This window comes from Proteus sp. STS61-E (genome assembly GCF_040932335.1).
GTDB lineage: Bacteria > Pseudomonadota > Gammaproteobacteria > Enterobacterales > Enterobacteriaceae > Proteus > Proteus mirabilis_B.
Map to the genome: position 1 here is coordinate 131,916 of NZ_JBFQGE010000002.1, position 24,765 is coordinate 156,680.

General features: G+C 41.8%; 33 protein-coding genes. 1 reads left to right on the forward strand and 32 read right to left on the reverse strand.

Annotated features, from left to right (window positions below; all coding sequences use genetic code 11):
• Window position 1: 1 nt before the first annotated feature.
• From AB4J89_RS06365 to AB4J89_RS06480, 24 genes are all read right to left on the reverse strand, one after another.
• Window positions 2-658, reverse strand: a complete 657-nt coding sequence (locus tag AB4J89_RS06365) for a DUF2612 domain-containing protein (protein WP_049211393.1) — start codon at window positions 656-658, stop codon at window positions 2-4.
• Window positions 655-1,842, reverse strand: coding sequence for a baseplate J/gp47 family protein (locus AB4J89_RS06370; protein WP_368468583.1), 1,188 nt, complete (start codon window positions 1,840-1,842; stop codon window positions 655-657). The genes AB4J89_RS06365 and AB4J89_RS06370 overlap by 4 nt, the downstream gene beginning before the upstream one ends.
• Entirely contained in the window at window positions 1,835-2,179 is a 345-nt protein-coding gene (locus AB4J89_RS06375) for a hypothetical protein (protein ID WP_196729236.1), read from the reverse strand. Before AB4J89_RS06375 ends, AB4J89_RS06370 begins: the two co-directional genes overlap by 8 nt.
• Window positions 2,176-2,868: a Gp138 family membrane-puncturing spike protein gene (locus AB4J89_RS06380; protein ID WP_368468585.1), complete on the reverse strand. Its 693-nt coding sequence runs from the start codon at window positions 2,866-2,868 to the stop codon at window positions 2,176-2,178. Before AB4J89_RS06380 ends, AB4J89_RS06375 begins: the two co-directional genes overlap by 4 nt.
• A 2-nt stretch (window positions 2,869-2,870) precedes the next feature.
• Window positions 2,871-3,686, reverse strand: coding sequence for a hypothetical protein (locus tag AB4J89_RS06385; RefSeq protein ID WP_368468587.1), 816 nt, complete (start codon window positions 3,684-3,686; stop codon window positions 2,871-2,873).
• Window positions 3,652-3,969 (reverse strand): hypothetical protein, encoded by a 318-nt coding sequence (locus tag AB4J89_RS06390; protein WP_368468589.1) that lies wholly within the window; start codon window positions 3,967-3,969, stop codon window positions 3,652-3,654. Before AB4J89_RS06390 ends, AB4J89_RS06385 begins: the two co-directional genes overlap by 35 nt.
• Window positions 3,969-4,496 (reverse strand): phage baseplate protein, encoded by a 528-nt coding sequence (locus tag AB4J89_RS06395; protein ID WP_368468591.1) that lies wholly within the window; start codon window positions 4,494-4,496, stop codon window positions 3,969-3,971. Before AB4J89_RS06395 ends, AB4J89_RS06390 begins: the two co-directional genes overlap by 1 nt.
• Window positions 4,493-7,018, reverse strand: coding sequence for a hypothetical protein (locus AB4J89_RS06400; protein ID WP_368468593.1), 2,526 nt, complete (start codon window positions 7,016-7,018; stop codon window positions 4,493-4,495). Before AB4J89_RS06400 ends, AB4J89_RS06395 begins: the two co-directional genes overlap by 4 nt.
• An 85-nt stretch (window positions 7,019-7,103) precedes the next feature.
• Window positions 7,104-7,562 carry a hypothetical protein gene (locus AB4J89_RS06405; protein ID WP_004250588.1) on the reverse strand — a complete coding sequence of 153 codons (459 nt, stop codon included), beginning with the start codon at window positions 7,560-7,562 and terminating at the stop codon, window positions 7,104-7,106.
• A gap of 40 nt (window positions 7,563-7,602) precedes the next feature.
• A complete protein-coding gene (locus AB4J89_RS06410; protein WP_368468595.1) occupies window positions 7,603-8,055 on the reverse strand; it encodes a hypothetical protein in 453 nt (150 codons plus the stop codon).
• Between the two features lie 10 nt (window positions 8,056-8,065).
• Complete coding sequence (locus tag AB4J89_RS06415; protein WP_368468597.1) at window positions 8,066-9,553, reverse strand: DUF3383 domain-containing protein; 1,488 nt, start codon at window positions 9,551-9,553, stop codon at window positions 8,066-8,068.
• 8 nt (window positions 9,554-9,561) lie between these two features.
• On the reverse strand, window positions 9,562-10,077 hold the full coding sequence (locus AB4J89_RS06420) for a hypothetical protein (protein WP_368468874.1): 516 nt from the start codon (window positions 10,075-10,077) through the stop codon (window positions 9,562-9,564).
• Window positions 10,064-10,435 (reverse strand): hypothetical protein, encoded by a 372-nt coding sequence (locus AB4J89_RS06425; RefSeq protein ID WP_368468599.1) that lies wholly within the window; start codon window positions 10,433-10,435, stop codon window positions 10,064-10,066. The genes AB4J89_RS06420 and AB4J89_RS06425 overlap by 14 nt, the downstream gene beginning before the upstream one ends.
• Window positions 10,435-10,893, reverse strand: coding sequence for a hypothetical protein (locus tag AB4J89_RS06430; protein WP_368468601.1), 459 nt, complete (start codon window positions 10,891-10,893; stop codon window positions 10,435-10,437). The genes AB4J89_RS06425 and AB4J89_RS06430 overlap by 1 nt, the downstream gene beginning before the upstream one ends.
• Window positions 10,893-11,324 carry a DUF4054 domain-containing protein gene (locus AB4J89_RS06435; protein ID WP_099660761.1) on the reverse strand — a complete coding sequence of 144 codons (432 nt, stop codon included), beginning with the start codon at window positions 11,322-11,324 and terminating at the stop codon, window positions 10,893-10,895. Before AB4J89_RS06435 ends, AB4J89_RS06430 begins: the two co-directional genes overlap by 1 nt.
• A 2-nt stretch (window positions 11,325-11,326) precedes the next feature.
• A complete protein-coding gene (locus AB4J89_RS06440) occupies window positions 11,327-11,668 on the reverse strand; it encodes a hypothetical protein (RefSeq protein ID WP_159363873.1) in 342 nt (113 codons plus the stop codon).
• 69 nt (window positions 11,669-11,737) lie between these two features.
• Window positions 11,738-12,805, reverse strand: a complete 1,068-nt coding sequence (locus AB4J89_RS06445; protein WP_036937879.1) for a major capsid family protein — start codon at window positions 12,803-12,805, stop codon at window positions 11,738-11,740.
• A complete protein-coding gene (locus tag AB4J89_RS06450; protein WP_198623993.1) occupies window positions 12,805-13,302 on the reverse strand; it encodes a hypothetical protein in 498 nt (165 codons plus the stop codon). Before AB4J89_RS06450 ends, AB4J89_RS06445 begins: the two co-directional genes overlap by 1 nt.
• Window positions 13,302-14,564: a DUF2213 domain-containing protein gene (locus AB4J89_RS06455; protein ID WP_368468605.1), complete on the reverse strand. Its 1,263-nt coding sequence runs from the start codon at window positions 14,562-14,564 to the stop codon at window positions 13,302-13,304. Before AB4J89_RS06455 ends, AB4J89_RS06450 begins: the two co-directional genes overlap by 1 nt.
• The gene (locus tag AB4J89_RS06460) at window positions 14,561-15,295 is read right to left on the reverse strand and encodes a phage minor head protein (protein ID WP_237584888.1); all 735 of its coding nucleotides are present in this window, start codon (window positions 15,293-15,295) and stop codon (window positions 14,561-14,563) included. The genes AB4J89_RS06455 and AB4J89_RS06460 overlap by 4 nt, the downstream gene beginning before the upstream one ends.
• Before the next feature lie 16 nt (window positions 15,296-15,311).
• Complete coding sequence (locus AB4J89_RS06465) at window positions 15,312-16,814, reverse strand: DUF1073 domain-containing protein (protein ID WP_368468607.1); 1,503 nt, start codon at window positions 16,812-16,814, stop codon at window positions 15,312-15,314.
• 3 nt (window positions 16,815-16,817) lie between these two features.
• The gene (gene terL / locus AB4J89_RS06470) at window positions 16,818-18,215 is read right to left on the reverse strand and encodes a phage terminase large subunit (protein ID WP_368468609.1); all 1,398 of its coding nucleotides are present in this window, start codon (window positions 18,213-18,215) and stop codon (window positions 16,818-16,820) included.
• A gap of 283 nt (window positions 18,216-18,498) precedes the next feature.
• A complete protein-coding gene (locus tag AB4J89_RS06475) occupies window positions 18,499-18,975 on the reverse strand; it encodes a hypothetical protein (RefSeq protein WP_196563808.1) in 477 nt (158 codons plus the stop codon).
• A 110-nt stretch (window positions 18,976-19,085) separates the two neighbouring features.
• Window positions 19,086-20,108, reverse strand: a complete 1,023-nt coding sequence (locus AB4J89_RS06480; protein ID WP_368468611.1) for a terminase small subunit — start codon at window positions 20,106-20,108, stop codon at window positions 19,086-19,088.
• Between the two features lie 157 nt (window positions 20,109-20,265).
• Between AB4J89_RS06480 and AB4J89_RS06485 the strand changes: the two genes are divergently transcribed.
• The gene (locus AB4J89_RS06485; RefSeq protein WP_368468613.1) at window positions 20,266-20,553 is read left to right on the forward strand and encodes a hypothetical protein; all 288 of its coding nucleotides are present in this window, start codon (window positions 20,266-20,268) and stop codon (window positions 20,551-20,553) included.
• Here AB4J89_RS06485 and AB4J89_RS06490 read toward each other — a convergent pair.
• The 8 genes from AB4J89_RS06490 to AB4J89_RS06525 all read right to left on the reverse strand — a co-directional run bounded on the left by AB4J89_RS06490 (window position 20,531) and on the right by AB4J89_RS06525 (window position 24,744).
• A complete protein-coding gene (locus AB4J89_RS06490) occupies window positions 20,531-20,977 on the reverse strand; it encodes a lysis protein (protein WP_368468615.1) in 447 nt (148 codons plus the stop codon). The genes AB4J89_RS06485 and AB4J89_RS06490 overlap by 23 nt on opposite strands.
• Before the next feature lie 5 nt (window positions 20,978-20,982).
• Window positions 20,983-21,375, reverse strand: coding sequence for a M15 family metallopeptidase (locus AB4J89_RS06495; RefSeq protein ID WP_368468617.1), 393 nt, complete (start codon window positions 21,373-21,375; stop codon window positions 20,983-20,985).
• Entirely contained in the window at window positions 21,368-21,673 is a 306-nt protein-coding gene (locus AB4J89_RS06500; protein WP_368468619.1) for a phage holin family protein, read from the reverse strand. Before AB4J89_RS06500 ends, AB4J89_RS06495 begins: the two co-directional genes overlap by 8 nt.
• A 63-nt stretch (window positions 21,674-21,736) precedes the next feature.
• Entirely contained in the window at window positions 21,737-22,804 is a 1,068-nt protein-coding gene (locus AB4J89_RS06505) for a site-specific DNA-methyltransferase (protein WP_368468621.1), read from the reverse strand.
• 142 nt (window positions 22,805-22,946) lie between these two features.
• Entirely contained in the window at window positions 22,947-23,144 is a 198-nt protein-coding gene (locus AB4J89_RS06510; RefSeq protein WP_368468623.1) for a TrmB family transcriptional regulator, read from the reverse strand.
• A gap of 162 nt (window positions 23,145-23,306) precedes the next feature.
• A complete protein-coding gene (locus AB4J89_RS06515; protein ID WP_368468625.1) occupies window positions 23,307-23,840 on the reverse strand; it encodes an antiterminator Q family protein in 534 nt (177 codons plus the stop codon).
• Window positions 23,828-24,139 (reverse strand): Ref family recombination enhancement nuclease, encoded by a 312-nt coding sequence (locus AB4J89_RS06520; RefSeq protein ID WP_368468627.1) that lies wholly within the window; start codon window positions 24,137-24,139, stop codon window positions 23,828-23,830. Before AB4J89_RS06520 ends, AB4J89_RS06515 begins: the two co-directional genes overlap by 13 nt.
• Window positions 24,140-24,150: 11 nt before the next feature.
• Complete coding sequence (locus tag AB4J89_RS06525; RefSeq protein WP_368468629.1) at window positions 24,151-24,744, reverse strand: DUF1367 family protein; 594 nt, start codon at window positions 24,742-24,744, stop codon at window positions 24,151-24,153.
• Between the last annotated feature and the right edge of the window lie 21 nt (window positions 24,745-24,765).

The window sequence follows — 24,765 nt, forward strand, 5'->3', positions numbered from 1 at the left end:
ATTATGCTCCGAAGTTACTACCTAAGAAGTTTTTACGGTGTTGACCAACGCCAAAGGCTTTTTTAGTCACAATGCGATATTTGACACCCACACCTGAAGGGCGAGGCATTAAGTCGAAGTTTTCGAGAAGAACACGTAAGCGTTCGTCGGGATTGAAGTTGAAAACGTAATACATGTAAGTCATGTCCAACGGGTCAAGGACAAAAACTTTGCTGTCATCACGCCAAAAGAAGCGTTTTAAAAACTCATTAATATTGGTGACCGTAGGACTTTGTGTCAGATTAAAATAACGCATCCGTACTAACATGCGTTTCTGTTCAACTGTCAGTGACAATGTGTAATCCGCATTGCGTCTGAAATTGGCTTTAAAATTGGCTTTCTTTTTGCCAAAACCAAACCCGATTTTATTTTTATCACTGGGTGGTATATCAATGCCTAAAGGCACATCTAAAATACGTGACCATACTGATAAACCAAAATCATTCGCGGTATCGATGTTAAACACATCTCGGTACCAGTTTTGCCAAAATGACACCATCGACTTTTCAAAATGAGAGGCTTTAAAACTAGCGAGTTTCTTTAAATTTTCGGCATCTTCATACTGCCAAAGGATCGCTTTTAATAGGTCTGAATGAAACTCAAATTGTTGAACGTTCATACAATCACCACTTGCACCGCCCCTTTTGGTAGTCGGGCAATTTGATTAATCGCAATCGGAATTAACGCAACATTCCACACTTTCCCGTCCAGTGACAATTCAACTTTAGTCACAAATAAACGAGGCTCTACAGTATTAACTGCGGAAGATATCTCAAAAGGTGATACTTCACGCGCAACAATCAAACCGTTATCGCCGTCTAGCTCTCCGCGCGTCCATTGTTCTATTGCACTGGGAATAATAGTTTGCGCATCAACAGCTGATTTTTTAACTGTCACTCGACAAAAAATGGTGATCTCTTTAGGGCGTGAAAATTGCACTTTATATTCCTGCCCACTCACCGGCTCTACAACCCCAATTTCGATCTCACCATTAAAAGCCGATCCAATGGTTTTGGTTCTAAGTAATGATTTAGCAATTTCGTTACTATCGCCCCCTTCCACACAAACGTAAATGCTATGAGGTAACAGAGAAACTCCATCAATAGTGAGCACCGCATCGGTGTAGTTCTCTCGAAAAGAAAGTGAGTTAACACCCTCTAGCTCATACAGTGAAGAGGTGATCGCCTCCGCAACACTGACGGTATTTTTAGCCAGTGTTTGCTTACGTCGTCGCCTTGCTTTGATATCAGATTCAGCATAACGTCCAACAACAGCATGAGTGGGATTATTGACTTTTTCCCAACCTAGCACTGAACTGGCAACCGAATTAAGCTGGCCGGCTCCGCATTCAACAGGGCCATATTCAACTGCCCTCATATCCCCTGTTGCTTTGCCGGTATTATCAATAATCAAGGTAGAAACTGTTTCGAAGATAGCACCAGCAACACTGGATGCGAGTGAACTTTTTGGAATAATCGTGCCGGGTACGCCACTAAACTCAACGCTAGAAAGATAAGAGTGAGTGGCATTAACGCGTTGACCACCCATCAGCGCCCATATTGCATCAAGAAAAACACCACCAGCAATATCAGGATTGATTTGATTTGCTAACTCGGCATTATTCCTCACCATTGCATCACGATTTTCGACTTCCATCGTAGCCAATGCCCCTTGTGGTGTTTCAGGGGCAAGATTAATCGATTGACCAAACACCGCACGAAACTCGCTTTCAACTTCATCACGTATTGTGGCTGTGTCGGGAAGAATAACGCCTTTATTATTGATATAACGATAATCAGCCATTCAATGTAAACCCTCCGTATATCGTGCGAATTGTTGCTTGATACTTCAACTCACCGTTTTCCACTTTGGCGCTAAAATGAGTCACTTCAACCACCTCCTCAATTTCGCTCATACGTTGTCTAAATGCAGTTTCAAACATCGGGACATCCGCTTGGCGACCAAATGTCGTTGGCCAGAAAGGAATACCTTTATCTTTTTTATGTAACATTTCACCACGAACCGCTTTAGCAAAATGCTGACAAAGGTTTTTAACCGCATCGTCTTTTTCGCTGAATTGGAGGTTTCCATCAGGGCCAATAAAGAGATCATTATTTTTATCGATTGAAAATGTTCTCATAGAGGCGCTCCTGAATTTCCATAACCGGTCTCAACACCACTATGTTGATGAGTAGAACCGATATCTTTTCCATTGTGTTTCATCGTGCCACCACTAGAGTCACTATTACCATTTATGGACTGATTGCCATTCACCGTGACATTGCCATTAAATGTGGTTTCAGGCACGTTAACTTCAAGAACGGGCGAATCTAAAACCGCTTTACCCTCATGCAGGGATAAACACACAGAGCCATCCATTGATTGGATCACCAAGGCATCAATGTTTTTTCCATCAATCGCCCAACCTTTAATCGTGTCAGGGAAAAACATTGCATCACTGAATGAATGGAGGCGTGCGGTATTAGGTTGATCCTCCAATCCCCCACGCTGAAAAATCAGGCTAATATCTCTGTCGTTGGCTTTTATCCAACCAAAATCACCCGGTTTAATCGGTGCGCGAATAAAGAAACCCCCTCCACCAAATCTAAAAACGGGAATATTGGCCAATGGTGCACGCCCGACAGTTCCCCCTTCCGTTGTTACCATCATCACCAGTGGTTTGATAACAGCGCGATTGGTTTTATCGTTATAACTAACCACTGTTGCAGGGAGCATGTCCTCTGTATTCATCATCAAGTTACGAAATGCAGACGTGAACGCACCTGCCAGTGAGCCGTCACTGGCAATGTCAGTATTGGGTTTATTCATTGTTATGCTCGTTTACAGGTAGCCTGATAAAAGAAAGGATCATCATGTGAAGCAACATCAAATTTCAGTTGTTCAATGATGTAGTCGCCATTAAGTGCAGAATTGAATTTACTCTCGAGTCGAAGCATGCCCCCTAGTTCTGAGGCACCGTCAATCAAATAAGTGACAGATAGCCCTTTTTCGGTGGCTTTGGGTATACCCACCATGCCTGATTTCATGCTAAGAATGCGCAAACGCCCTTTTAATGCTTTATCGTCGTCTTTTACAAATAATGTATCATCATCAATAAAGGCCTTAACATTTCCCGCTTCCTGCAGTCGCTGTACTTGCTGTAATGCTGAACCGCAAAAATACCAATTAGCAATATTCTTATCGGTAGCTTGAAAGTCCAATCTAACCTTGCAATCCTTCGCCACCGATGAAGCTATCTCGCTTATTTTCTGCATAGCGCCACCACTAGAAGAAACAATATCACCTGAGCTGGCATTATTAGTTTTAGCTTTAATGGTTAGCGTTACATCGGGAGGCGAGGCAATTCCTGCACTGACAATATCCCCGGTAAAGATACGAAATAATCCCGTATTGACGCGCCCTACTTCAAGGTAAAGACGGCGAGTTTGTTTGCTTTTATGATAAGGGCTGGTTTCAGTGAGAAGGTAATCTCGTGTGTGGGCGTTTAATCCATCAATGCTAACTGTGCATTCATTTTGTAAGGGGTTTGCGTACTTTGTGCCGTTAGCTTTAATACGCAATCCCTCATACCACTGCAGTCGTTCTGCAACTTCAATCCCCACTCGTATTCGTCGTAAGTCCATCATCACTCCAAATAATTAATGATTGGGTTCTATCAAATGATTCATACCAGGGCAGATCATCATTTTCCGTTATAAACGCCAAATTCGTGCCATCGGCAAGATAGCGATAAGGAATAATAGGAGTGTTTGCAACAGCTCGCATACCAATTGCAATAACCTCACTTTCTCGTTCAATATCGAGATACATCGCATGGCGACCGGCCTTTATTGTTAGCGTCCAATTAACACCTTCTAAATTGACGGATAAGCGTTGGTTTGGTATGGATTTTAAAGGAATAGTTTTCATTAGAAGCTCCAATCACCATCTGCAATACGTGTTGCAACAGAGCCTTTTTTCTTAGTCTCAACATCTGCCTCTTTTGTTTGCACATTCCCCCGATTTACCGTTGATGATTGAGTCGGCTTTTGTGTAGCTCGAGGCGGTAGTTCTCCGTATTCAGGCTCAACAGTGCGCCACTCAACAAACCGTAGTGACAGTTTTATTGCATCAATCATGTCCGGTATTTCATCATGATTAAAGCCAGTTAATAACATCGGTTGGTAAGTTTTAACTCGGGTTTGAATACCGACCAATTTGTGTTCATCAAAAACTTGTTGCATCGATGAGAAGATGTTTTTTATTTCCCCTGTTAGCACTAAATCCATGCCAATTTCGATGGGATTAATAATCACATGATCACTACGAGTTTCACCGCTTTCAACTTGAAACTGTGTCGCTTTATGCTCATCTCTGATGTTGATTTGAATTGGATTAACACTATCAAACAGTGTAGAAAACGACTCTAAATCAAAGATTTTCACCTCAGTTATCATTTTGCTACTCCTGTTGAGTTTTGTTGGTTGAAATCAGCTAATTGATCTTGCAATGCATCCTTCGTGCCCGATGCCATACCCTGCGCATCTGTGGCTTGAGTTTCAACCTTAATTTCTCCAATGCTTATGTTGCTTTCATGTGTCACATTGGATTTATTGCTAATAGCTTGGCTTGTAATCGGGTTCATCGCATTGTTGGCAATCGCATCTAACTGTGCATTGGCTTGGGCAATGGATTGTCTAACCGGAGGCTGTTGTGTCGTTTGGCTTTCTTCTTGAGGAATGGCATATTCAATCTCACCATTATCATTGACTTTACGTTCTACGTTTTGATTGACAGTGATTTCTTCGTCATCACCGAACCCGAAAAACTCTTTAGCAGATTTCCAACCATTTTTAACTGCATCAAGCCCTGTATTTACCCAGCCAATGATTTTTTTAACTTGCTCCCACATCCATTCAAACGCTCCCACAACGGCATCTGTCACCGTAGTAAAAACACCAGCAAAGGATTTACCCCATCCTGCAATCACTGAAATACAATTGATGAGAAACTTAACATAAGCTTTTAAGCCTGATGCCATTAGATCCCAACCGGCAACAACAATATCCGCCACAACACCGACAATAACCTTCAGATATTCAAATAACTTTTTGAATGTTTCCCATAATGCAAGAATGATAATTTTCAACTGGGGATATTTTTCTAGAATACGCCCAATCATCGAATCGTTACCGTCGATAAAGTTCATGATGTCGTCATAAACAATTGCAAAAGCTACGGCTAAGAGTGCAATGATGGCTATAATTGCAATAATTGGCCATGTTGCTGCAAGTGTTGCTGATGCAGCAGCTATCATTGGTGGAACGTAATAAAGTGCTACGGCCAAACCAACAGCAGAGAAAAAACCTATCAATAAGTTTTTATTCTCTTTGCAGAAGGAAATAAATTTAGTTAACCAATCTAACCCCTTCGATAAAGCAGGGATCACCATTTCTAGAAAGGAATTCTTTAACACACCTGATGTTTGTTGAAACTTAGACATGGCTGTATTGAATTTAATCGAACTTTCAATACTCTCTTTGCTAATTCCTGAATATTCTTTTTGAATACCCATTGTGCGCTCTAATTCTTTGCGCCCCTTCATCATTAACTCAATGGTTTTATCGTCCGATACTCCCATACCTTCCAGCGTTTTCTTCGCTTTATCAAAGCTCATTCCTTGAACTTTGTCCGCAGTCTGAAGCACTTTTTCCATTGAGTCTTTAGTGTTGCCAAACGCATTGGCCATCGCAGATAAATCAGCCTGTGCGGATTCTCTAGAACCGCCTAATTCAGCCATTGCACCAGAAAACGCATCAACGTCTGCAGTCGCAACGCCGATTTTTTTACCCAGCTTATCCAGCGTTTCAATCTCTTGAGAACGAGAAACGGATTCGGCAAAAATACTGCCAATACTCATGACAATGCCAACTGCACCTAGCGCCTTTGTCGCAAATCCTGCAACAGAGCTTCCAGCTTCTTTATACTTTGCCTCTGTTTCTGAAAGTTCTTTTTGTAAGTGATCTTGAGCCTTTGATTCCTCGCCAGTGGTTTTAATCCCTTTTGTACGCATTGTTTCAATAAACTGCGTATAGTCGGCATTTAATGCAGTGAGAATAGCCTCAATGGCTTTCTTTCCCTCCCTGTTCTTTTTCTCTGCATTAGTGAGTGTGCTTAACTCATTATTCAAAGCCAGTAATTCATCTTGCATCTGTTGATATTGTGCATTTAACGCATCAGATGAAACATTGCTGTCATTCATCCCTTGTGATAGCTCATCACGTTGAATATCAAGCAAACTCATTGATGATTTCAGTTCATCAATTTTAGATGTTACGGACGTTATTTTTTCAGGTATGTCATTACTATTAAGATCAAAAGTAATTTCGCCATCCGGAATATTTGATATCTGAGAAATAATTGTTTGAATAAATCCACTAAATTTATTTTCAGTGTTATTTAATCCATTTTGAATGCTTTCAATTTCAGCGATTAAATTTGAAGAAATATCGGCATTATCACCCGTTGATAAAATTGTTTCCTTTAAGCTTTTCAGCTCTTCTATCGTCGACGCTATTTTTTGTTGTGCTTCACTTGTATTGATATCTATATCAAGAGAATCATCTAATTGAATATTCCCAATATTATCAATAACACTTTGAATAACATTAGTTATTTCATCTGCGTTTGTGTTTGCGCTTTCTTTAATGCGTTCTATCTCCGCAATCAGACTGTCAGCAACTCCAGAAGTATCACTATTAACATGAATATCGACTGAGTTTGACGATAACTCTGTCAATTGTGCGGATAGATTTTGAATAAATTGTGTAAATCCATCCGCACCGATAGTTGCGGATTGTTGCGCCTTTTTCATCTCAGCAATAATGTCATCGGTCGATTTACTCACCCGATTAAACGCATCATCGGCTTGGCTGGTATCAAATTCGAATACTTGAACAAAGGTATCTAGCAAGGCCATATGAGTTATCCTTTCGATGAAGCCAGCGCTTCGTTATAACGGTTGGTAATTGCGATCTCCCACAAATCAAACGCCTCTTCTAAATCTATTGACGTTTTGAGTTCGGTGAGCGTGGCGAAACCGGCTGAGATGATGACGGCAAAGAAGCCATCAGCGTTTTTATAATCGACGGGAGTGAACCGGTGATTTTGTTGAGCAGGAATTGGAGGAAACCTTGGCTCCCGTCTTTGCCGAAAAAACTGGTGTTATACTTCAACATTTCCAGTTCTAGACGAATAAGGGCTTCACCATCAGGCACATGGTTATCAATTAAGGTGCTGGTCTTCAGATAAATCTCTTGCCCTTCTTTTTCGACAGCAACATACGCCATCATCTTTAACATGGCTTCTTTGCTGACTTCATAGTCGCCAATTTTAGGCGCATTCGATAAAGGGTATTTCGCCAGAATTTCACGTCCAATCGTTGCCGGTAATCGGCTAATGATAAAGGTGTGCTCTTCACGATCAGCATCGGTGATCGTAATTTCTTTCGGTTTAATTAACATGATTAATATCCATAAAAAAAGGCGGAATAACCGCCTAGAATTAACGTGCGCGAGTGCGATCGAAGTCTTGAAATACGAAGGTATACGCTTTGGATTTGTGTCGTCCTACACTGGCAACAGAGCTACCACGACTACCATTGGTAATTTTCCCGTTACGTGCCGTGGTTGTTGAACCATCGCCATATGAGGCAACCATGGTGATAACATCCCCTGCATGCCGTTGTCCGCGACGAGCGGTATTGGAGTCAAGCAAGATAGCGAGGTTTTCGTCTTCTTCACTACCGGCTAACACGTTAATGGTGACCGTTTGAGGTGTTGGCGTTGACCAACTGACGAGATTGCCATTGATATCCATTCCTGTCTGTGCAATATCGACCGCAGGTAAATCCAATGGATCGGCATCATCAGCGAAGGCGGTAATTTGAATACCGGCAGGAAAAGTTTTATGCGCTTGAATAACAATACTCAAGCCAGTTGCTGATACATCATGCATATTGTGTTCCTTACACTAAGTTGTGAGAGCCTTCGACTTTACGAACCCAATCGCCTTTACCGTAAATTAATACGTACTTCATCACGTACTCAGGCAAATCAGATGGGCCAGTGTTTTCGACAATTTGAGCGTTGTACCAATAACCTTTGTTTTGTACATCGTGCCATGCCAAATCATCACCAGAAGCGTCTGTCACCGCGATTTTCTGAACATCTGTTAAGGTTTTACCAGCCAAAATGGTGCCGTTATTAATCGCCTTAGTTACCGCCCCAGCAATCACCATCATTGCTCGTGCTTCACCGTCTTTATTGGCAGGAACTCCACGTGTGGCCATTAACAAACTAAACCACTGTTGTGAGATATAGGCCTTTAACCATTGCTCGTTAGCATGGACACTCATATCTAATGGGTTAGCAACACCACCACATAAGAAACCACGTTGATAGAAACTAATATGTGAACCCGATACGGCCGTTTCTCCGTAATAATTCACTCGTAATTTATCTAGACGATCTGCATCGATATCGGTCGTGATTTGCGAAGGGAACGTGATACCAAATTGGCGGTACATATAGTTTGTTGTCGCATTGGTTCGGTCATAATCAGTGGCTGACATAATGGCCATCGGCAACGCGTGAACAAAGAATTTATCCGCTGTTTTCAGATTTAAGGCTGTTGAAGCCGTTCCCACCAGCGCCCCACTAAAATCTTCAGCATTTTTGTTAGTCACAGATAAATGAAGTTGGTACTTCACGTTTTCACCCGCAACATACTGTGCCAGCTCTACTGCATGCTCTAATGAGAGTTCCGTTAAAAACGTTGCACTACCAAAAGAGTCTGAAATTGCTTCAGACGTGATGAACGCCTGTAATGGAGTCTGAGCAGGATTACCGGCTGATGATGTGCCATGACTAATATTCATTGCATCAGCAAGCACAGATTGGCGTACACTAATATCCGCACGCTCTTGTACGCCACCGCTAATAACAAAAGCGCTGTCTAGGGAATTAAACGTGACATAAGCGCTAGAAAACTGAGGTTCATTTTCTGCATTCAATTTCGCTTGCACAGCTGTCGCAACATCCGCATATGACGTGCTTTCAGTAAGATCAATTCCTGTGATTGTTTTTGTCACTTTTCCAATGGTGATATTGAGTTCACCATCGTTAATCAATTTTAAATCGGCTAAATCCCCTGTTTTATCACCGAACAAGGTAGGTGCTCGACCAACTGGTTCATAAGATGCGATTTGCAGTTCTTTGGGTTTACTTGCCGGTGCTGGGCTGACATAGCTGAAATACTGTCGTGCAAAATGTGCCTCGGGTGAATCAGCACCCAATAAGTCATCGACTTGGCCACTGGCAAATTCAAGCACTTTACCTGCAGGGATTTTAGGGTTAGTTGAAAAAATACGAGCCGTGAGCTTGCGCATCGGTACAGCAGACGCGCCAATCACCGCACTCGCGATATCGACATAGCGAGTTTGTTTGATAGACATAACGTTCCTTAAATACGATAGATATCGGGATACAACGCACTCACGGCGTCAGTATCAGGATGAAGTGTGCGATTAAATGTCACATTGAAATCAAATGATGGGTTTTGTTCGTAGTTGCCCTGGTCATTCAGAAAATAGGGCGTTCGAATACCAGTTGCCCGTTGAATGCCAATACCTTGTTTCCGAAGTGCCTCAACAAACGGTAATGAATTGGCGATCATTCTGACAATCGCGGTAATATCCTTGGCTGTATAATTGCCTAATTGCGTCACGAACGATTGAACTTGGTACGTATTTTCGGATAACTGGTTTTCTTGGTGATTGGCTTTATTGCCTTGAACATTATATTTTCGCCCTTGCCAACCGAGGCCACTTTCATTGATGGGAAAAAACATCACCATATTATCCTCACGACCTTGCTTTGTGGATTGGAAACCGGCTTTAACAGGGATCTCAATACCGACTTCTTTTAACTGCAACAAAAACTGTTTTCGAATGGCGACATCAACATCATAATCCGTCATAAGTGCCCACCTCAATACAGATCACTGATTTCCAACCGTCTTGTTCGTACCAGTCTGCATCACCCACAACATCGTACTTCTTACCATTGAATACAAGAAAATCAGGAGATGTACCACGTTGAACGGCTTTAATATCATGAGAAGTATATAAGCGCCGGTACACTTGGCTTGTATCTAACCCCATTGATTGAACATCCTGAGTATCAACAGCCTGCCAACTTCCACGAACTTCTACGGGATCGTAATAGTAATTTTGGTCATTTCCTCGTTTATCGGGTGCCCGTTCTTTAAATCGAAACCAGAGCACCTTTTGCTGGGGAATATAACGTGAAGCGATACGGTTTAAATTACCAAACATTATTTATCCTCCACGATAAATGACACAGCTTGTAGCATCTGCCCGGTATCGACTAACGGCTCTTGTGTGGCTTTACCTTTACTATGACGACGTGCTCTTGCTTTGACCGTTGAATCATCCAGTGCCGGTGTTGTGACTGCTTTTATTGCCATTTTCACATCGCCCGCAACCGTCGCACCAATTTGAGTCAGCCCATTATCCAGCGTGATGTTGCCCTTAATAGTGGCTTTCACAGCACGAAAAATTAACTGACTATAATCCTGCTTTTTATCATTCATGGTCGGCCTTAAAAACGGGCGAGGAGGAATACCACCAGCGGGATAGCCCAACTCTTGAATAGAAGCAACATAAGCAATAGGTGTTCCATCGGGGTACTTTGAATGCTCAAAGAAGCCAACACTTAATCGCTTTTTAGCCAATTCATCGTAAACCGCTTTTAATTGCGCTAATTTAGTCATTAACGTAATCGCCCTCCTCGCGTAAATCGCCCTCCTACACCCCGAAAAGCTGAACGTTCACCGCCACCACCAAAATATTGAGGAACGCTACAACGCTTAATCAGTGCTAGAAACTGCTGGCCGAAGGTTGTCATTTTAAACCAGTGCGACCAATCAGAACCGGCAGGCGGTGCCGTAAATGACACGCTTACCTTATCAATGGTTACACTCGTCACAACACCGGTGGGCGACTCATCATCAGCAATCATTTTTCTGAGTGTTAGCATGTGTGCAACCACGAGCATCCACAGCTCGTTAGTACAAACACCCTTACAGGCAGAGAAATAGTTCAACGCAGATTGAGCAATGATAAATATTTCATCATCACCCACACCGTCAAACTGCGGATAGAGCACACGGAATGACGTTAAAGGAAATGTGCTCGTATCCATAATCACTTACCTTTTTTGTTGGTTTTAGGAACGTCTAACTTTTCAGCCTCTAACGATTCAGGAGTGTCAGGGGCTGATTGGTCGCTAGCTTCCATATCAGTGGCAACTTTTTCGGGATCTTCTTTGCGATGCTCAACGGCAATAAAGCCATTCTCACAATGAAGATTAAAAACGTGATTTTCTTTGAGCTGTTTATATTGCTCATCAGAAATTTCCGTCACACGGCCACGCGGTGTATACATGTGTTTGGTCATCACATTAGCTTGACCGGCAATAAACACTTTCCCGTCTCTCACGGTATAGTTCTGGTCATTTGATAATGTGCAATATGCGTAAAGAGGCATGGAGTGCTCTCCTATTGTTTAGATATAAAAAAGCCCTCAAATGAGGGCGCAAAAAGAGAAGTGGTAAGATTAAATGCCAGTTAAGCGTGTCACCGCCCACGGACGAGTTACAAACACACCTGCAGTCGCATTGGTTGCATCTTCCATATACCCTTTAATTTGGTTGAGTGAACCTAATAACTGGTATTTCACAGGCACAACCTGCAGGATCACCGCACTGGTTGCTGTTGAACCATCATCTATGCTATCTGCGAACATATAGGCCACATCAGCCCCACCATTTGCGCCAACAAATTCAGGAGAGAAAACCAGACGCATATTTGGATAGTTTTCATTTATCCATTGTTTGACTGTTTCACCTCGTGCCACCGGATTAGCCACATTCAGTGCAGAGCGAAAGCCCAACGGCAATGTTAAGGTGATTGGCGTATCATCTTTGATAATACCGCCAGAACTCGTTTCAATACGCGAGAACATATCGGTAATATCAGCAGTAATATCTGCAAATGTTCCGCCTTTCCATTTGCCTTTTGCTGTTTCATAGGCAGGCAAGTTAGGCTCATTCATCAAACCAAAGACGCGCGTTTCAGGGCTGTTAAATCCGTAATAACCCACACGCTCACGGCCTTGCTCTAATGATTCAGTCACTGAATTACGCTTTTCTTCCATCGCAACAAAGCCTGCAGAAGATTGGCGCGCTTCTTCTAATTTCCCCACTTGGAAACCTAATTCGAAACGGACAAGACCACGGCGCTCTTGGTCTTGCGCATAAGACGCTAATGGCACATTGGTATGATCACCATAAAGCTCGGCTTTACCAGTTGGTGTCGCCACATTCAGAATGATTTCTTCATCATGCCACTCACCCGCATTAACGATACCGGTGATTTCATCCAGTACACGAACACGCGTAGCGGTACGAATGACACCCGGTAAAACATGTTGCAACATTTCGCGTTGAATTAAGCCCCCCTGCATTGCACCACCGCTAATCGCGGAGTCCATCGCAGAAAAACCACCAAAGCCAATTTGCGCCAATTCCCCGTATGTCCATTTCTGGTCAGGGTTAATATTCAGTTGGCCATGTTTTTTGACATCACGGCCAGACATGTGAAATTTAATGTTACTAACTGGCATTACTCACCTTCCTTTGGAGACACTGGATATGGGATTTCTGTTAAACGAATAATGCCCAAGTGAGCACTCTCTGTGGATTCAAGATGTCGGCTGATAAAACCAATAACGCGATCACCAGCACTAATGGTGGCTTTAGAAGATAGCGAACCGTCAGCTTCATCGAACACAACCGGTGCGTTGATTTTTCCAGCCACTTCTTTTAGCTCGACAAAAACTTCACCCATTGTCAAGAACTCGCCCTGTGTGCCGTTAAGCGCAAATTCTTTTTCGATACGATAGGCTTTAGGGTTAATCATGATCCCTGCAAAAGCCCCTTTACCGCCTACTTGAACGGATTCCACCGAATCATCTTTGTAGGTATAGGCGCGACCGAAAATATTTAGCTCTTCATCCGCTGAACTAAGAATTGCTGAAACAGCGCGAATAGGGCCTGCATGGCTAATTTCACCGACAACGCCGGAAATTAGTCCATTTGCGACTGAATTAGGAATTGCCATTATTTAGCTCCCCATTTATCCATAATTGATTTATTGCTCACTGCAGAGTCCATTGTTGAACTCTGTTTTTGAGAGTCAGGAACACGCCCTTGCATCCAAGCATCGAGAGCAATGGCTTCTGTACCTTTACTGCATTGAATACCCAGCTTCTCAACACCGTATTCTGCGACTTGTTGTTGAGTCATAGCGGAATGGTCAAACACACCAAGGAACGGCGTTAACTTATGCGCTAACGAATCACGCGCACCAATTTGTTTGAGTAGTTCACCGGTGTCCATTGCTGGCTTTGCTTTCTCTAATCGCTTAATTTTACGTTTCAGTGATGCCATTTCATCCATTGCAGTCATGCTACGGTTTAGGCGTTTTAAACGACGATGAAGACCATCGGTAGTGGCTTGGTCAAGATGCTCTTTGGCTTCTTCAATCGCTTCGACAGCCTCTTCAATGGCGACTTCGGCTTTCTCTACGGCTTCAGGTTCGCCAGATTCTGCTTCTTCTGTGGCAATTTCGGCTTTTTCCACGGCTTCTTCTGCTTTCTGCTCTTCGTCAGGATCTGAATCAGTTGAAGGTTTTTTCTCTTCTTCTGGTTCATCGTCTGTTGCAGGTTTAGCACTGGTAATTGCTTCTTTGATAATGGCTTTTAACGCTTCCAATTGCTCGGGCGTAAACGCCCCCTCATCAGTGGTTGGTTTGTCTTTGTTTTCATCTTCAGGATTCATGCGAATAAGTTCCTTTGTGTCTATGGTAATAACGGAATGGTCTTGCACAGCAACATCAGCGCCAGTGCGCCCTTCATCAACTAACGCAAGATGGTTGGCTCTAATATGCCGTTGTATGGCGTCATAACGTTCACCGTTAAATTCGCCCGGTGTGAAATCGTAAACACAGCGATAACCAGGAGATAATTCAATTTTCCCTCCATCAATTTGGTTAAGCGCTGAATTAGACAGGATTTTGATATTGCCTCTGAGGTAGGGGTATTCAAAATAAACCCGTTCCCCGATGACTCCTTGTATCCCTTTTTTCTCTGCAGGAGTGCCGTCTTTCCCTAACATTTCATGCTCATCAACAAAGGGCATTAATTTGAAAGAGTTAATTGTCTCTGTACTGGCCAGTTCCTCTTGCGGGCGATACACCTTGTAAATCTTTTCAGGTATAGGCGCGCCAATTTCACATCCCAAATAATCAAAAACCCCAACTTTAGAGATGGGGTTATCTTTTACTTCCAGCCAGCCGTTTAAATCATATTGTCGTTTGGTCATGTCTCCTCACCGAAATCTATTACGGGTGTCCAGAAGCACTTGCAATTAGGCAACTGTCCGGGTAAACCCCGTTCTCCTGTTTTAGGATCAATAATTGGTGGGTTATCTAAATCGAATACTTCACCGTCCAATTTAATATGCCATTCACGAGGCTCAGCACTTCCACCAGAGTGATGCCAAACCGCTTTACGAATACCAGCAGATTTCATGCGCTCATAGTTAACCGCTGTCGTGATTTTTCGTGTTTGATCAACAGCGATAAAGTTCGCCCTTTTCTCTGTCACACTACCTGTTTGCCTAATTTCTTCTAATAACGTCTTTGCGCCTTCACCACCTTGGCTAATAGAACGTAAGGCAACACTTTCAATGCGTTGATGAAATTGCAGTGGAATGGATTTAATGAGTGATACGTTTTCAGCCGTAGAGGCAATGATTTTATCTTTCAGAGCTTCAGGCATATCAGGGGTTTTGATGGTGATCCCCCCTGACAACTGTTTGAGAGAATCATCTAAATTACGCTTTGCGCCTATATCTACTTGGGAAACAAATTTATCCGCAATCTCTGTGGATTTTTGTTTAAAAATCTTATCCCATTTGCGTTTTAGCCGATTAAGCCAGATGCGTGTTTGACTGGCAAAGCTGGCATCCATCGTAAAACCTTCAAAGTCGTCATTTAATTCGCTAAACACTTTTTCATAGTCTTTAACCATTGAATTAATGAGGCGTGACATGTCACCTTGATAACGACTAGAGGGCGCTACCGAATACTGCAGGGGCTTCCCTTTCATTACTGCTTGGCGAGAGGTTGCCCATTGCGCTCTCTTCGTTCGTACCCGTATTCGTCTCGACATAATCAGCCTCGTTCACTTCAATACCGTAATAGCTGGATTCTTTATCACTGGCTAGTTTCTTACGGATATCTAGCCCATCAATCGCCCCCGTTGTTGCATAAGCAGAGTCGGCTTGTGCTTGCTTAAGCTCAATATCCGCACTCTCAACAGCCGTAGGGCTATCGAGTGGTGCCCATGTAATAGAGATCTCTGTCACAGGCAAACCTTCACTACGCATCAACATGTCGTAATGACGTTGTAATAGCTCTTCAAGGTCGTTTGATTGAATACTTTCAAGCTCTTCGCGGTAATTAGCTTCTTCGTATTCCCCCGTTGAATTAAAGCCTTTTGGCGTGGTGCCTAATAGCTTTGTCGCGGGCACATTGGAAGCTGATGCCACCAGCTGATATTGCGTCATAATCGTGGCGTCTAAATCCGCTAATGAGGTATCGAACTGTTGAACGGTGTCATCACTGCCTGTCATTTGTACGCCGTAGTTATCGCGCATCTCCATAAAATAGAGCATGTTTTCGCGAATAATGTCCTTATCAGCGCTCTCTGGATCTGCAATCCCCATTGTGAGTAAACGCTTGGTCATTGCTAGCTGTGGCGCTTCATTGGCGGTACGCTCTGATGCATAGACACGCTCATAAATGCGTTCCGGCACTGATACACCAAAGTAGTTGTAAAGTGGCTTCAATACGTTAGGCACAGGAAACGGCACAAACTTGATAAAATGCGATTTATGGTATTTACGCCCACCAATCACATAATAGGTTGGCTCGTAGAAGTCCATGCTCGCGGGATCTTGAACATTGGCATCCGTTAAATCAGCCGTTACCCATTGGGGATCAATTTGCTTAATCCCCTTGTACATCCCTTTGGTCACACCATCGATATTAAACGGATTTTCGTACCACTCTTTCGGGTTAGATGTCTCCACAACAAATAATGCTAAACGACCGCCATACACGCGCCCAAAATGAACCAGCTCTTTCAGCTGATGTGTAATACGGTATTTTTTATCCCGTTTGCGAAGCTTTTTACTGATAGTACGATCATCGTCGTTATCACAATCAATATCGTAGCCTTGGCGTATCGCATCACGTGCGGGCATATTGCAGGCTTTATCCACCAGCCAGTGTTTAGCGATAACCGCACACATATTGTTGCCGATAAACATTTGTGAGGCATACCATGAGGCCTGTGACTCTGGCACACCGTAAACCTGCTCACCTTTAAATGAGGGCACATAGCTATCAATGCTATCCATCGCAACACCTGCAATTGTGGGTTGGGGTAAATTAATCCCATCAAAGCCCTGTTCTCGCGCCAGCGCAGGATATAAGTCAGTTGTGAATGCTGACCGTTTAACCGGTGCGAGTGGTTCTGTTTTTCGCCTCTTAAACGGCCACCACATAGATCATCTCCTAGTTGTAAAGAAACTACCTTTTTTCTTCTGATATAAATCGCGTAATGCTTGAGTCATGGCATCCACTGTGTCGTCATGACCAGCAAACGGGAATGTGGTAATTTCCTCCACGGTTTCTACAATCCACGGCGCAATGTCTTTATGAGGGAGCCACACATTTCTAGCCTCCCATTCAGCAGTACACGCATGAGCACGAGCAACCTTGCTACCATCTGGCTCGACGGGAATTAACCCTGAGACGGTTGATTTGAGAGAGTCGATTACAGCAGGGCCATTAGCTTTGTCCTCCACTAGCTTACGTCGCCCTTCAGGGAATTTTTCAGCTAGCCATTTCACCGACTTTAATGTTTCAGTAAAGCTCATACGTTTTCGAATTTGATACAGTAGATAAGCATTTGCATCTTTCTTGCCCCAAACTTGCCCCACCACAAAGTCGGTGCCGTCACTGTCTTTAAAAGTCATATCCCAACTATGGATAACCTTATCGAATTTTTCAGGTAGGTCTTTTGGTAAGTAATACTGAGCAAATTCTTCGTGGAAGATTTGACCATCACCCGGCTTGGGTTTTTGTTGGTACATGGCAGACCAGAAGTAATCACCGAGGATTGCTTTTGTCTCAAGAAGTTTATCAAGAGGGTGTAACTCAGGAACAAGCGCCTCGTTCTTATCGTTGATAGCAGGAAACGTTAACACTTGCGTCTCTGGTGCAATATCTTTTAATCGTCCAGATAAGTCATCAGTAGCCCACCGGGTGGCCATGATGATTTCACCGCTATATTTAGATAGACGCGTTTTAAACGTAGAAACGTACCAATTCCATATCGACTTTTTAGTCGTTGGACTCAAGGCTTCTTTTGAGTTCTTTATTGGATCATCAATAATACCGAGATCAACTTTCTTACCTGTTAATGGGCCACCTACACCAGCACAAACATAACTGCCTTTGTGGTTAGCAATATCAAACTCGTCAGAATTACGTTTAACCGCAATGCCGTTTTCAGGCTTATTACCTAACCAGCTTTTAGGAAATAACGCACGATATTCATCGGACATCATAATTCGCTGAACATCGGTATTCATATCCCCAGCTAAATCTGAGGAGTACGATAGTGCACCAACGCGCATATTTGGGTATTTACCAAAGAAATAGGCCGGCAAATAGCGAGAAACAATATCAGACTTACCATGCTGAGGGGGCGCACTTAAAATTAACTTAGGGCGTTCGCCCTTCATCATATTTTCAATAAATATATCTAGCGCATTACATACCGTTTCTGAAAAGTGGCTTGTAATGTATTCAGGGTTTATATACTGAATAAATTCATGCAAACTACGCCTAGCTATCTCTCTCCTGACCTCTTCATCAAACAAGTCGAAATTGACATCCATAGAGATACCTAAAGTGACAAAAACAACCCTTCCATACCGTAATTGGTACGAAATGATTTTCATGTTTTTGATAACAATTGATTAACAATAAAAAAGAGATTAAACAGAAAGAAGATTGTTACTTTTAGCGGTTTAGGTTGTGTTTTTAGTTGAGTTCAAAAGTGAAGGGGCGCATTAGCACCATTATGTTAAATAACACCTTTTTTTAATAATATTGCCTTAGAAACGACTATTTAAATTACTTAAATAGTCGTATTAAATACATTTAATTTAAAAAATAATACTAGAGATCATTTGCATCTAAAGATGAAATTATGCTTTGAACATGATTCAAATCTTCCCCATATAAAACAACGATTCCTTTAATTTCATCGAGGTATAATGTATTTCCACTATTTGTCCAAATATGTACTTTAGGACGTCCACCTCTCGCTGGAGGACCAAATTTCTTTGCCATAGCATTAAGTACGCCTGTTTGGCTAAAACCCGTTATTTGAGATAATGACAATCGAACAACAGCTACTTTTTCATTCAATAATGTAACTGTACTTGATTTAACCTCTACCCCACCATAGCTCTTAATATCAAGATGACATACTCTTACATTTCCAAATATTTCACCCTTTAAACTATTACACTCAATGCTATCCCCAATACTTATATCTTTTATCTCTAATGGATGATCTGTATGGCTTGTTAACCCAGGTACAGTACAACCCGAAATTAATAAAGATAAAAATAAAACTTTAATTTTATTCATTATATACACCTAAAAAGAATTAATAATACAGGTATATGATAATTTATGACTTAACTCTCAATAGGTTGATGAAGTGACTTATATTGTGTATTTAGGTCGAATTGATATATTTATTCAGTCTTATGGATCTTTCTCAATTTAATAAGCTGTTCAAAACTCAAATGACTAAGGTCAATACCAGTTGATTGAATAGGCCCACCATCGGCACCGGTTAATTCCGTCTTGTTCTTAAGCATACCTAAATGCTGTGCAACCATCTTAAGCGCTTCATCTTGATTACGAGTGATAACCTCAACACCAAACTTCCCTTCTTTCACGCCAGCAAATACTCGACGAGCAGGCCCTGTTAAATCACGCGTATCATGAAAGTACGCACGACCAATACCAGCACCATTACAACGAGGGCAATCAGGATTTGGATCTAATGTTTCATCGTAACCGTACCCACCCACATTTTGTGGAGGCGGTTTATTGGCTGTAAGCGCTTTTTTAGTAGCATCTTCAAATTCTATTGAATCACGCCACTGGTAATTGAAACCAAAGCCCCAGCAATGACGGCAACATAATCGACGGTATTCAGTCAGTTCGTTAACGTCTGCCGTTGCGATATCCCACCACATTTTTAATACAGCATCTTGGGTTATCTCTGTTCTACGTTCCCGTTCTGCTAATGCGTCAGTGATTGCTCTTGAAACCTTAGCATTTCTTAGCATGCGAGTAGCATTTACATAAGCTGTATTTCCTTCGCCTTTATAACCGGCTCGCTTATATGCTCCTGTTCGATTTAAGTCTATAAGGTATTCACTAACAAATTTAATCTGTTGTTCTGTTAGTCCGTAATTGCGCAGACTAAACGTGTTTTCATCATCATGCGCATTACTGGATTCATTACTCTGCGCAGTGGGTATATCACTATTGCGCATTAGCTCTTTTGCGCATTCTTTTTTCTGCGCAGTGCGCAATTTCTTGTGCGCAGTTTTTTGCGCATTCTGCGCACTGGATATTTTGATATATCGTCGGGCTGTTGCGTAGTTTAGTTCCTTTAGTTCGCACCACTCTTTAGGGGATATTCCTGTTATAGCATGTTCGGCGAGGAACTGTTGTTGTAGCATCCCCCAATCCAGTTTTGCCATTGTGTTTATCTCTCCTTATTGTCTTACCATTTTTCCACACGGCGTTAACGTTGTTAATCATCAAATATGGTTGAGCTAAAAATATTTTGATTAATATTGATATTTATTTTATCGCCCCAATCTATTTATCATGATGAATTAATAACAAGGAAATATTATGTGTAATAATGGTTATGAGATAGAAATAACACTTAATGCAAATGGTAAAGTTCAAGCTAAAATAGATGGTATATTGTCTGATGGCTCCATAATTTCTAGCACCAACTCTGGTATTGTTTCTGGAATTTTTTCACCTGAATCAACTATTGATGATTTAAGTAAAGCAATAAAATCAAGAATAAAAAGACATAGCGAAGATATCGAATTAGAGGCTATTGAAGCTTTTTTATCAGAAATAAGTATTAACAATACTGATCGGGTGTTTACAAGGCGCATTCAGTGCTAACATAATCCTGTAACCCTTTAATCATCTGCTCTGACTCTGCAATTCGCTCTCTGAGTAACCAATAATTTCTGATAGCGGTGTCAGTAGGTCGGGCGGTGGTTGCATCATCCACGCCGGAGGTGGTAACGCCTTCGGATTTTGGACACTCGGCTTTGATGTACACCCTGTTAGGATTACGCTCAGCACTAACACGCAACTGGATAATTTCAGACATTGCATCGTTGAGTTCCTTAGTGTGTTTTGTATCGAGTTCGTTTAATTTAGTGATACGAGATTGATATTTATTATTGATTTCGATTTGCTGGGAGAGTTGGCTAGTTGCTGTGTTGTAGTCTTTGCTCAACTTGTCGTAGTCATCTATTACCCACCAGAGCCAGAACGCCAATACTACACAACCACCAGCGAGTAATTTGGTGATATTCATAGATGTTACGCCGGATATGATTTCCACGTTAATTGAAAGTGAGGGCCATCTTTGAATGAATCCCAATTACCGCCCCACTCAACATCAATGCCAAACTCTTTACCTGCTTGGATCATCGCATCAGCCACTTTTTTAAAGTATGACCATTCTTGCCAAGGTATTGAACCATTTACAATAGGGGCACAATCCACGGCATGGCCAGTAAGATGACGACTATTCATCGTTCGACTTTTACCATTAATGACCAATTGACGTTGACGAGCTTCATTACGCTTGCCTTCAATAACCATAAAATCGACATTGGTTAATTCAAGTGCTCGTCGAATTACTTTAACTAAATCAGGATGAACACCCTGCATATTCTTTTCACTACGCGTACTAAATACAAATTTACTCACCACTAACCTTCCTTAAAAACCGCTTTTCTAGTGTTTTAATTAACTCGGCTCCAGACCAACCGGCTAAACCAGCAATACCACCAGCGAGTTCTGGAACCCACTCATAATAGCTAGATGTTAGATACACCATTGCACCAGCAAAAATAGAGACGATAACTTGAAGGAAAAATACTCCCCAACTTATATGCTCCCCATTCAGCGCTTTATATGCACAACTAGCTGCAGTACCTAATAAAGTCATAACGCTGATAAGGATGCCCACAAGCCAGTTGTAGTTATTGGGGTCTTTATATGGCATTTTCTTCATACCTCCCCCTTAGCTTGGGGCTTATTAGTTAATAAAAGTCGGAATTAGTCATAATTACTTTCGTAATCTAAACCGTTCTATTTCCAGTGTGGTTTGTTCAAATCGCTCTTTCTCAAGTTCAACCCCAAGAACTCGACGATTTAGTTTTAATGCAGATTTTAGTGTTGCACCCGACCCCATAAAGAAATCAGCAACCAGATCACCCTCACGACTGCTTGAGCGAATAATGTGTTCCATCATTTCTGCTGGCTTTTCACAAGGGTGTTTACCTGCGTAATATTGCACAGGTGGATACGTCCACACATCGGTGTAAGGAACATCAACGGTGACAGAAAAAGGACGACGTAATAATTGATATTGTTCAGCAAGCTCCTGGTACTCTCGACTAAGAGAAGCCTGAACTTCTATCAAATCAGTATGATCACGATTTAAAGGATTACTACTAAACTTTTCACTTGCTACACGCTGAAACAGCTCTTGTAGTTTTTTGTAATCAGACTCACTAGGTAGTTGCCATTGGCTGTAACTAAACCAGTGTGAAGCCATCTGCTTACCTGTTGCCTGCTTTATTTCTTTTGCTGTTATTCCTAATGATTCACGTGCAGATTTAAAATACTCAATTAAAGGCTTAAATACGTTTTCTTTAAGCGCTTTGCATTGCTGAAGATAGGTACTGCTTTTACCCTTGTATGGGTTTTGATAATGTTCAGCAAATAAAATTCTTTCAGTGCTTGGAAAGAAACTGCGTAAATCGGCTTTACATGCCCTGCGCCAAGGCCCTGATGGTTTAGCCCATACAATATGACTTAGAATATTAAATCTTTCACGGACGAGTAATTCTGTATCCGACGCTAGTTTAGAACCGCAAAAAATGTAAAGACTACCGTTAGGCTTTAATACCCGCCAAAATTCTGCAAGCATTTCATCAAGCCAAGATAAATATGATGTTACGTTTTCCCACTGATTATCCCAACTACAAGACTTCACCTGAAAGTAAGGCGGGTCAGTTGCGATTAAATCAATACAATTATCGGGAAGTGTTTTTATATAGCTGAGTGAGTCATCATTGACTAAATTCACACTGTTTAAATTCACACTGTTTAAATTCACAGTATTTTTCATAGATCAGGAGAACCTTTTTTGATAAGCTCACTATGCTTTGTGCACATAAGCAGTGGGCTTTAGTTTGTCCGTGATCTACCAGAACGGGTGAATGACTGTAAAGGTGCTACCAACACTTTTACAGTCGCCCATTTTCACAGTATTAGATATTTTGAAATGTATTTTCTTTGATGTTTTCTTTGATTAGCCCCGCCATCGCCAACTGCGTTAATATCAATTGACAACGTGGCTCAGTTAAATAAGTAAATTCTGCAACTTCGCCAGCTGTAACTTCCATCGTGTGCGGAACAACTTCAAAAACAAGTCTTGCCTCTTCTGTCATATCACTATGTTTTAACATGATATTTTAATACCCTTGGTCAGTTATTGGTCGTGAACACACATGTAACTCTGAACAAAGGAAACAGCAACTCTTATCTGTTTTAGATACAAAAAAACCCAGCGCTTAGGCTGGGTTAGTTGGTCACTGTATAAAAACGGCAACTTATACTTAAATAGTGGATCATTGGCTCAAAGAAGTCAACACGTTCTTGCTATTATTTTTACTTTTCCACTCTTTTTCACGTTTTTTAAATGCATCTTTTAAATGTGGGTAAATTAAATATTCGGCTGAATTAATTATGTCCTCAATTTCTCTTCTACATGTAGACATCGAGGGTTTTCTATATTCTACCGTTCTATTGCGTCTAATCATTTGGCGCGGTTTTGCTATATTGTGGTAATAACGAGCAATAGCGCGATCTGAGCTACAAAAGGCATAACGCAATAATAAGAGCGTAAACGCTATTCTGTCTATGTGATAAATTTTATCGACTACTTTAGCGATCAACATACCATCATCATCGTTACACATTTCTCGCTCGGGATAATTGCGCCTTTCTACTGTCGCCATAAATTCAGCGATAATACTGCTTTGCCTTTTTTCTATCCTCCCTGAATAAACCCATGCTCCAAATTTTGATAACCAAGGCTGAATCCATGCGACCTGATCATCATCAAGTTTTAATCCATCGGATATGCTCTTTATACTCGACATGCTCGTAACTCCATTACTTCTTGCTTAGTCTGTTCTAACAACTCAATTTCGGTACCATGAATTTCTTGCCACGATTTAGGCGAAGCGTGAAAGCCGGTTTCGTAACACGCTCTATGATGTGGAGGACACAGTGGTAAAACATCAGTATGACTAGCCCGTTGTGCCATTCCCTGCCCCGTTCTAACATGATGAATTTCCGCTAAACTGGCTCCAAACCCCATATTGCGACAACAAATACAACCCAGTTCCGCTACATCTGATAGCCAATTCTTTTCTTCTTTGGTCTTTGATTTGATCATTGGTCTTGCCTCTATGTAAAACTTAATAATTGAGATACTGCATTTTCTACAGCTTTTTGAGTGGGAAACTGCTTACGAAGGATAAAATTCCAAAGCACATCGAGTGTGGCTTTGTAGAGTTCGCTAAATGCTAAGTCGTCCATATTTGCAAAGCTGATTGATTTAGCGACACGACGTAAACTGCCGTCAGGCATTTCAAACGTATCGTAATAACCGGCTTGCTCTACAACCCAATAACGAAAAGCATCAAAAGATTTTGTTGCTGAAATATTTTGCGCACGATTTAGTGCAACTTCTTCAAGATAGATATCAGATGCGGATAAGAGCGCGTCAGCATTATCCGTGTAATATGAAAGGAATGTGATGTAACCACGCACAAGCTCTTTTTCTTCAGGTGAAATGGTACCGCCAATGGGTTCCCAATATTCATAGCCTAAGTTGAGTAATGCGAAGTATTTACGATGGAATCGAGGGTTACGAGCTTTCTTAAAATTAGCTGAAAGCACATCACCACATTTGATTTTTGAATGCAGAAAATCTCTCGTAACAGGGTTAGCTGGTACAAGAGTATCGTTAGACATTTTGATAAAGCTATGCTGTGCCATACTTGACTCTCAGTTGACACA

Coding starts and splice junctions, on each gene's coding strand:
- AB4J89_RS06365 (WP_049211393.1), bottom strand. CDS start 658: ATGAACGTTCAACAATTTGAGTTTCATTCAGACCTATTAAAAGCGATC.
- AB4J89_RS06370 (WP_368468583.1), bottom strand. CDS start 1,842: ATGGCTGATTATCGTTATATCAATAATAAAGGCGTTATTCTTCCCGAC.
- AB4J89_RS06375 (WP_196729236.1), bottom strand. CDS start 2,179: ATGAGAACATTTTCAATCGATAAAAATAATGATCTCTTTATTGGCCCT.
- AB4J89_RS06380 (WP_368468585.1), bottom strand. CDS start 2,868: ATGAATAAACCCAATACTGACATTGCCAGTGACGGCTCACTGGCAGGT.
- AB4J89_RS06385 (WP_368468587.1), bottom strand. CDS start 3,686: ATGATGGACTTACGACGAATACGAGTGGGGATTGAAGTTGCAGAACGA.
- AB4J89_RS06390 (WP_368468589.1), bottom strand. CDS start 3,969: ATGAAAACTATTCCTTTAAAATCCATACCAAACCAACGCTTATCCGTC.
- AB4J89_RS06395 (WP_368468591.1), bottom strand. CDS start 4,496: ATGATAACTGAGGTGAAAATCTTTGATTTAGAGTCGTTTTCTACACTG.
- AB4J89_RS06400 (WP_368468593.1), bottom strand. CDS start 7,018: ATGGCCTTGCTAGATACCTTTGTTCAAGTATTCGAATTTGATACCAGC.
- AB4J89_RS06405 (WP_004250588.1), bottom strand. CDS start 7,562: ATGTTAATTAAACCGAAAGAAATTACGATCACCGATGCTGATCGTGAA.
- AB4J89_RS06410 (WP_368468595.1), bottom strand. CDS start 8,055: ATGCATGATGTATCAGCAACTGGCTTGAGTATTGTTATTCAAGCGCAT.
- AB4J89_RS06415 (WP_368468597.1), bottom strand. CDS start 9,553: ATGTCTATCAAACAAACTCGCTATGTCGATATCGCGAGTGCGGTGATT.
- AB4J89_RS06420 (WP_368468874.1), bottom strand. CDS start 10,077: ATGACGGATTATGATGTTGATGTCGCCATTCGAAAACAGTTTTTGTTG.
- AB4J89_RS06425 (WP_368468599.1), bottom strand. CDS start 10,435: ATGTTTGGTAATTTAAACCGTATCGCTTCACGTTATATTCCCCAGCAA.
- AB4J89_RS06430 (WP_368468601.1), bottom strand. CDS start 10,893: ATGACTAAATTAGCGCAATTAAAAGCGGTTTACGATGAATTGGCTAAA.
- AB4J89_RS06435 (WP_099660761.1), bottom strand. CDS start 11,324: ATGGATACGAGCACATTTCCTTTAACGTCATTCCGTGTGCTCTATCCG.
- AB4J89_RS06440 (WP_159363873.1), bottom strand. CDS start 11,668: ATGCCTCTTTACGCATATTGCACATTATCAAATGACCAGAACTATACC.
- AB4J89_RS06445 (WP_036937879.1), bottom strand. CDS start 12,805: ATGCCAGTTAGTAACATTAAATTTCACATGTCTGGCCGTGATGTCAAA.
- AB4J89_RS06450 (WP_198623993.1), bottom strand. CDS start 13,302: ATGGCAATTCCTAATTCAGTCGCAAATGGACTAATTTCCGGCGTTGTC.
- AB4J89_RS06455 (WP_368468605.1), bottom strand. CDS start 14,564: ATGACCAAACGACAATATGATTTAAACGGCTGGCTGGAAGTAAAAGAT.
- AB4J89_RS06460 (WP_237584888.1), bottom strand. CDS start 15,295: ATGTCACGCCTCATTAATTCAATGGTTAAAGACTATGAAAAAGTGTTT.
- AB4J89_RS06465 (WP_368468607.1), bottom strand. CDS start 16,814: ATGTGGTGGCCGTTTAAGAGGCGAAAAACAGAACCACTCGCACCGGTT.
- terL (WP_368468609.1), bottom strand. CDS start 18,215: ATGGATGTCAATTTCGACTTGTTTGATGAAGAGGTCAGGAGAGAGATA.
- AB4J89_RS06475 (WP_196563808.1), bottom strand. CDS start 18,975: ATGAATAAAATTAAAGTTTTATTTTTATCTTTATTAATTTCGGGTTGT.
- AB4J89_RS06480 (WP_368468611.1), bottom strand. CDS start 20,108: ATGGCAAAACTGGATTGGGGGATGCTACAACAACAGTTCCTCGCCGAA.
- AB4J89_RS06485 (WP_368468613.1), top strand. CDS start 20,266: ATGTGTAATAATGGTTATGAGATAGAAATAACACTTAATGCAAATGGT.
- AB4J89_RS06490 (WP_368468615.1), bottom strand. CDS start 20,977: ATGAATATCACCAAATTACTCGCTGGTGGTTGTGTAGTATTGGCGTTC.
- AB4J89_RS06500 (WP_368468619.1), bottom strand. CDS start 21,673: ATGCCATATAAAGACCCCAATAACTACAACTGGCTTGTGGGCATCCTT.
- AB4J89_RS06505 (WP_368468621.1), bottom strand. CDS start 22,804: ATGAAAAATACTGTGAATTTAAACAGTGTGAATTTAAACAGTGTGAAT.
- AB4J89_RS06510 (WP_368468623.1), bottom strand. CDS start 23,144: ATGTTAAAACATAGTGATATGACAGAAGAGGCAAGACTTGTTTTTGAA.
- AB4J89_RS06515 (WP_368468625.1), bottom strand. CDS start 23,840: ATGTCGAGTATAAAGAGCATATCCGATGGATTAAAACTTGATGATGAT.
- AB4J89_RS06520 (WP_368468627.1), bottom strand. CDS start 24,139: ATGATCAAATCAAAGACCAAAGAAGAAAAGAATTGGCTATCAGATGTA.
- AB4J89_RS06525 (WP_368468629.1), bottom strand. CDS start 24,744: ATGGCACAGCATAGCTTTATCAAAATGTCTAACGATACTCTTGTACCA.